Annotated in this window: 6 protein-coding genes; 5 read left to right on the forward strand and 1 reads right to left on the reverse strand. The window is 44.1% G+C overall.

Going from position 1 to position 6,021, the window contains the following annotated elements; all coding sequences use genetic code 11:
* The first annotated feature begins 749 nt into the window (after window positions 1-749).
* The gene (locus QGT73_RS11750; RefSeq protein ID WP_280122510.1) at window positions 750-2,582 is read left to right on the forward strand and encodes a hypothetical protein; all 1,833 of its coding nucleotides are present in this window, start codon (window positions 750-752) and stop codon (window positions 2,580-2,582) included.
* A 202-nt stretch (window positions 2,583-2,784) separates the two neighbouring features.
* On the opposite strand, the gene QGT73_RS11755 is transcribed toward QGT73_RS11750, so the two are convergent.
* Window positions 2,785-3,039: a toxin-antitoxin system protein gene (locus QGT73_RS11755; protein WP_280122511.1), complete on the reverse strand. Its 255-nt coding sequence runs from the start codon at window positions 3,037-3,039 to the stop codon at window positions 2,785-2,787.
* Between the two features lie 170 nt (window positions 3,040-3,209).
* On the opposite strand from QGT73_RS11755, the gene QGT73_RS11760 reads away from it, so the two are divergent.
* From QGT73_RS11760 to QGT73_RS11775, 4 genes are all read left to right on the forward strand, one after another.
* Window positions 3,210-4,463, forward strand: coding sequence for a hypothetical protein (locus QGT73_RS11760; RefSeq protein WP_280122512.1), 1,254 nt, complete (start codon window positions 3,210-3,212; stop codon window positions 4,461-4,463).
* Window positions 4,464-4,650: 187 nt separating this feature from the next.
* Entirely contained in the window at window positions 4,651-5,034 is a 384-nt protein-coding gene (locus QGT73_RS11765) for a helix-turn-helix domain-containing protein (RefSeq protein WP_280122513.1), read from the forward strand.
* A gap of 3 nt (window positions 5,035-5,037) precedes the next feature.
* On the forward strand, window positions 5,038-5,313 hold the full coding sequence (locus tag QGT73_RS11770) for a hypothetical protein (protein WP_280122514.1): 276 nt from the start codon (window positions 5,038-5,040) through the stop codon (window positions 5,311-5,313).
* Between the two features lie 120 nt (window positions 5,314-5,433).
* Window positions 5,434-5,922 carry a helix-turn-helix domain-containing protein gene (locus QGT73_RS11775; protein ID WP_280122515.1) on the forward strand — a complete coding sequence of 163 codons (489 nt, stop codon included), beginning with the start codon at window positions 5,434-5,436 and terminating at the stop codon, window positions 5,920-5,922.
* Window positions 5,923-6,021: the final 99 nt, after the last annotated feature.

The following is a 6,021-nucleotide window of genomic DNA, read 5'->3' on the forward strand; positions in this document are numbered from 1 at the left end:
CGAGGATAGCAACTATTACTATCAGAGTATTATCGCCGGATATATAATTGGATAGGTTAATTTCTTTTCCACCACGTTTTCAGGTCTGCCTTTCTTTTTTCTTTCCGGCATGGAGAGGGGGAGGTTAAATAGAGGTCAACACGCATTTAAGCGACTGTCCGAATTTTTCAGGAGGTGTATTTCTATCGGCTGTGGGAGATTTTGCAGTGTACACCTTTTGCTGTCGCTATTTCAGCATTTATAGGCAGTCATAAATTGGCGCGTTTTGACCTGACGTATTTTATATTTGGATTTTTGCCGGATTCACGGTCGTATTGCAGACCGCTATATATCTCGATTAGAATTGGATTATTTATTGGAGTTGCAAATGGCGTTTTTGTCATTTGTGGAGTAGTGCCGTTTCTTATGTATGTCCCGGAATAGAAAAATCAGACTTCAACGCTATGCGAAGTAGCGTTTCCTATGGATGTGCGATATTTATTTGGAAGCCAGCGGAAAGTTGACTAAATTTGCATATCAGTGATTCGGAATCAAATCTCCTACACCTCTTTGAATCCGCATTGCTTATCATATATCCAACTCATGTTTGACATCGGAATAAAGCCGGAATTTCGCCGTTTCGGTTTTATTTTGGTCGAGAATGTCCAAAATTTCTTCCTGAGTTCCTAAAATAATCAGATTTTTCACGTTAAAACGTGGACACAGACAAACAAGATGTGACTTCTAAAAAATTCAAACGATGTAAAGACATGAACAAAACACCAATCGAAGTGCCGAAAGGCATTGAGTATCTGAGCCAAATTGAAGATTTTGAGCTTCCCAACGGCATTCTTAATAAGGGGATTCCGAATTGTGGAGCGACAACACTTGCTCTTGAAGATAGACACAAGACAATAATATGCAGTCCGAGAAACAATCTGCTGATAAACAAGCACGAACAATATCCTGACACGCTCCTTGTTATTGACCGCTTCCGTGAAGATGCCATAAGAGAATATATCGCCACTGCCGACTGCCCCAAAATATTGGTGTCGTATGATTCACTTCCGAAAGTCGCAAGGTGCATCGCAGAGCCGTCCGAGTGGCGAGTTGTGGCAGACGAGTTTCAATATCTGCTGTCAGACGGCACTTTTAAGTCAGAGGTGGAGATGCGGCTGTTGGCGCAGTTGCAATCATTTGACTATGTTACCTACCTCTCGGCAACGCCTATCATTGACACGTATCTTGAACAGATAGACGAGTTCAAGGATATTCCGTATTATGTAATGCATTGGCAAGACGTGGAGAAAGTCAAGGTGATAAGGTTACGGTCAAAACGACCGATAGATTCAGCCATAGAGATAATCAACTCCTTTAAGAGAGGTGCTTTCCCACGGATTAAGGATAATGGAAAAGTGCTGTTGTCAAAGGAGTGCGTAATATTCCTTAACAGCGTGGACAATATAGTGAAGCTGATAGACCACACCAAACTAAACCCTGATGAAGTGAATATAATCGTTGGAAATTCCAGCGACAACGACACGAAGATAGCGAAATTGGACGGCGGTTTTGAACGAGGACGTATTCCATTAAAGGGAGAGCCACACAAAATGTTCACGTTCTGCACGTCCACGGCATTTGCAGGATGCGACTTCTATTCCACCAACGCCACCACGTTTGTTATAAGCGACAACAAGAGGGTCAACACTACAATAGACATAGCCACTGACCTTGTGCAGATAGCCGGACGGCAGAGATTGGCAGAGAATCCGTTTCGCAGGTATCTGCTGTTTATTTATAATGTAGGGGCTTGCGAGAAATCGAAAGAGGAATTTGAACGTGAATTGGCAGAGAAAAAGCAGTTGACAGAAGCAGAGATAGAGAGCAACAACGCTTCAAGTGGCACGTTGCGTCAAAAACGAATCAGAGACACTACGCGGTTGCAGAAGATGCTGAAATTCGATGAATCGTTCACTATGTACGATGAAGCTACAGACAGATTCATCTTCAATCAAATAGCGTATCTTGGAGAAAGATATGCGTTTGATTTGCAGAAGTATAACTATGAAAACGGTATCGTGGTGCGTAATCAGTTGCAGGAAAACAATTTTGACATATCAGGCAATCAACGGTATCTGGAGTATGAGGAACAGTTGGCACACGTGATGCAGGATGAGCCGTTTGCAGAACGCATGAAACGCTACTGCGACTACAAGTCTAATCGTGCGAAGTTTGACCTCGCGGCACAAACGTTGGCGCAAAAATATCCTGAATTATCAATGTATTTTGAGGAATTGGGCGAGATGAGGATTAAGGCTCTTGGCTACAAAGAGAAAAGCATCAGAGAGGAAATCAAACTCCGTCGCAATCAAGAACGTCTGATAGCGGAGATGCAGGCTCGTTTTCCGGTCGGAGATAGACTGTATTCCTCCGCAGAGATGAGAGCCACGATGAATGTGGTGTTTGAGAAATTCGGACATGGCAAGAAAGGCAAGATAACCGACCTTGAAACACTCTACAAAGTGCAGACCAAAAGGGAAAAGCCAACGCTTGCCAACGGTGTCCGTACCCCACTTTACAGAGTAATCGCCCACCTCAAATAAGCCGACATCAGGTATAGACTGCGCTTCAAATGTTAAAATATAGTTAAAGTTACACCCTTGACGCACGATTGTACGCCGATGTCGTAAGCGAGAAAAAACGCGAGGCATCCAACGCCATCTCTCTGAAATAATAATAAGATAGACCGAGATAATTGCCTCATCAGCATTGTCTCGGTCTATAATTATATTGCTATTATAGTGTCTAATCGATTGACTTAAACATAGCCTCTACAGATGATGTATCAATGGGAGGTTTAGTCCTCAATTTTCCACTAATAGCGTCCTCAAGAGCGGCCTTTGTTATCTCATTAGGCTCATTATAAGCAGCTTCAAACAATATGCTCTCAACCAAATTGTCAAGGCTACAATGCTCTTGTTTAGCCATATCTTTAAGACGTTCTATGAGATCTACTCTCAGAGAGAACGTAATTATTTTCTTTTGAGCTGATGTCGCCATTATGTTATTTTTGAGTGCAAAGGTACAACGAATCAAGCATATCTACAACCAACAATGCTGATTCAATTTTCAGAGAATGAACAATCGAAACAATCGAAAGTATTACCGTGTTTTAACCTTGTTTGCATAACTCATCATTTTTAAGGCTATACGATTAAACAATTACGCGAATGAAAGACCTATTCAAAGGCCATCATCCATGGTTGCTTGTGCTGGTGATTGCTGTTGATATTTTTTCAGCACTGACCATCCGCCACTCTATTTTATCAAAAGGAGAATCAGAGTTCAATGCTAACGTTTTCTTTTTAATTGTCATTGTCGCCGGACTTGCACCATATGCTTTGCTCGTCGAATTTCTTTCAGGCAAAGATATGCCGCTAATCGGCGAAACAGAAGAAAAGGAAGCGAAGATTGCACAGCAGATTCCTGTATCGCAACCGGTTATTGACATCAATTCATCCACTCCACAGGCCAAAGAAAGGCCCTTATCTCGTGGTGATTTTGAGGATATGATGCTTAATGTTGTAACTAAATTGCGGCAAGAAACGGCAATCCCGCCGGAAGCATCATTAAAGAAACATGATGAGACCGGAGTCGTATCCTTCAACATAAATGACATGAAGGAATCAGCCGCATCTCTGGTACAGTCGCAGGAAGACGCCAAATATCGGTTTGCCTGCGAATACACCGCCGAGAAACTAGGTCCATATGTCAAACCTTGTGATTTGGAAAAGCTGTTTTTCCGTTTGGGATTGTTTCAAAGAGCATCGTCTCCAAACTGGGATTCACGTACTCCGGAGGAAATCGAGGCTAATATACCGGCTGCAAAAATCGAGGTCGCATCACCGATAGAGAAGTGGGCATTATTGCATTTTGGCTGGAACATGGGAAGACTATTTGGCAAACCTAATAATTTTATTAACCATTTTTTAAAGACCACGTTCCATTACCACCTTGATGGTCTTTCAGATAATCAACTACCAAAGAAGCTCAAGCAAAATCCTCTTCAAGGCGTAATCAAAATTGAGGAACGTTTTGACAAAGGTCTAACAATAGCGGATTATAATATCGAGGAGGATACAACCACTTCCGCAAATACAGAAGCATCAAATATTGAGCCTGCCACTGAAAAGGTCGTTAAGGAAACAATCCCTAAAACGGCTGCTCCCATATCTTATAAACCCGATCCACCAATCTCTACCGAAGAAAAATCGAAATATGCCGAATCAGAGGAAGCCCAAGAACCAGCAGATGAAGAACGCGACGATTACGATGATCTTAACGACTACGATGAGGATAGAGATATGGATAATGACAACGATGAGCCTATGAATGACGAAGAGTGGGCAGAGTTCGTTCAACGCTCTATGGAACGTGGTAAGGATTCAAGAAATCTCGACTGTGGCGACCTTATTACCGGATAAAACTTCAATCTCCTATTGGAGAATCATATATCTCCAGTAGGAGAGGCTTTGGAGACGTTTTGGAGAACGTTTTGAGAGGGATTAGACCTCATTGTTCTCTGTTTTTTCTCCTTATACATTTGCAACCGAAATCTTAGCCCGGACGTGCCGCGTTGGCATGACGGTTTCCTAAGGTTTCGGTTGCATCATGTTCACAACACCCGTGACTTTCGACAGACTGCCCGAAGCGGTTGTCTATCTCATCGAGCGAGTCTCAGCCTTGCAAGATGAGCTACGGGAGCTGCGCAACGCGCTTGCTCCACCATCAAAAGACAGATCTCCTTTCATCACCACAAAGGAGGCCTGTCAACTACTCGGAGAGTGCAAGAACACTCTCTATGAAAAGGCTCGCGCCGGAATCATACCGGCATACAAGAATCCCGGCGGCAAGTCGTGGAGGTTCATTAAGAGCGAGCTTCTCGAATACATGGCATCCGGCAAGCCTAAATCTCAGCAGGAGAAGTATGATGAAATGGTTGCCGAGATGAACAAAGGTCTGCGCCCAGGCGGACGAAACTGTTTGAGCCGTTAGCCTATGAGCGATAAGATTACTCCTCAGCTCGTGCTCGACAAGGCCATTGACCATTGCACCGCAATCACAGGCGGCGGTTTTCCCATTAGCCTCTATCCCTCCAAAATACAACATATCATCAGGGAGGTGAACGACTGCTATGGATTTCCTGTCGATTATGTGGCGGCGGCAATGCTGGTGGCGGTGTCGGTAGCGATAGGCAACACGCATCTCGCGCGGATGAAAGAAGGCTGGGACGAGAGCGCCATTCTATATATGGCTCTCATCTGTAAATTCTAACTGAAAAATGCGCCACAAGTAATAGCTTAAAAATGCGCCACCATAGAGGAATTTTCACCCGGGTATATTTCTTATAATTCTATATTTTATAAGAGAACAATGCCCACAAAAATGAAGACTATGGTTGAAAGAAATGAAGTGTTGCACCGCTACCGTGTGCAACAGCAGTCAAAACGACAGATTTCACGTGAGATGAGCATGAGCCGCCATACGGTTGACAAGATTGTCTGCGAGTATGAGCGTGAGTGTCTTGACGCGGAGGGCAACTGTGACATGGGTGCTCTGGAGCGTCTGGAGGGACGTAAGCCTGCGTTCAGGACTCCTGCAAGGCCCTACCGTGTTGTCAGCGGACCGATGCTCGAACTGCTCAGACAGTGTCTGGAACAAAACAAAGTGCGCAGGGCCACAGGTCAGCGCAAGCTCCAGTGGAACTGTCGCAACATGCACTCGCTTCTGCTGTCCAAGGGATACTCGGTCAGTTATCCGAGCGTCTGCGTCCACGTGCGGCGTCTGAAGGCCGGAGCACAGGCGGATGCGGCCATGCATAAAGAGGTATATATCCACCGAGGGTGTTGCAGAACTCCTCTGATTAAAGCCTCTGAGAATTGAATATTTTAGAATAATCTGGAATTTTTCGAGATTAGTTCGTATATTCGATTCTCAGGAAGTTGAAAACCGGGCATACACTAAAAAAACAGCGAAAATCGG

Source organism: Duncaniella muricolitica (assembly GCF_910574735.1).
GTDB lineage: Bacteria > Bacteroidota > Bacteroidia > Bacteroidales > Muribaculaceae > Duncaniella > Duncaniella muricolitica.

Bases quoted from the DNA above. Each gene is read 5' to 3' on its own strand.
- QGT73_RS11765 (WP_280122513.1), top strand. From the start codon at position 4,651: ATGTTCACAACACCCGTGACTTTCGACAGACTGCCCGAAGCGGTTGTC.
- QGT73_RS11775 (WP_280122515.1), top strand. From the start codon at position 5,434: ATGGTTGAAAGAAATGAAGTGTTGCACCGCTACCGTGTGCAACAGCAG.
- QGT73_RS11750 (WP_280122510.1), top strand. From the start codon at position 750: ATGAACAAAACACCAATCGAAGTGCCGAAAGGCATTGAGTATCTGAGC.
- QGT73_RS11770 (WP_280122514.1), top strand. From the start codon at position 5,038: ATGAGCGATAAGATTACTCCTCAGCTCGTGCTCGACAAGGCCATTGAC.
- QGT73_RS11760 (WP_280122512.1), top strand. From the start codon at position 3,210: ATGAAAGACCTATTCAAAGGCCATCATCCATGGTTGCTTGTGCTGGTG.
- QGT73_RS11755 (WP_280122511.1), bottom strand. From the start codon at position 3,039: ATGGCGACATCAGCTCAAAAGAAAATAATTACGTTCTCTCTGAGAGTA.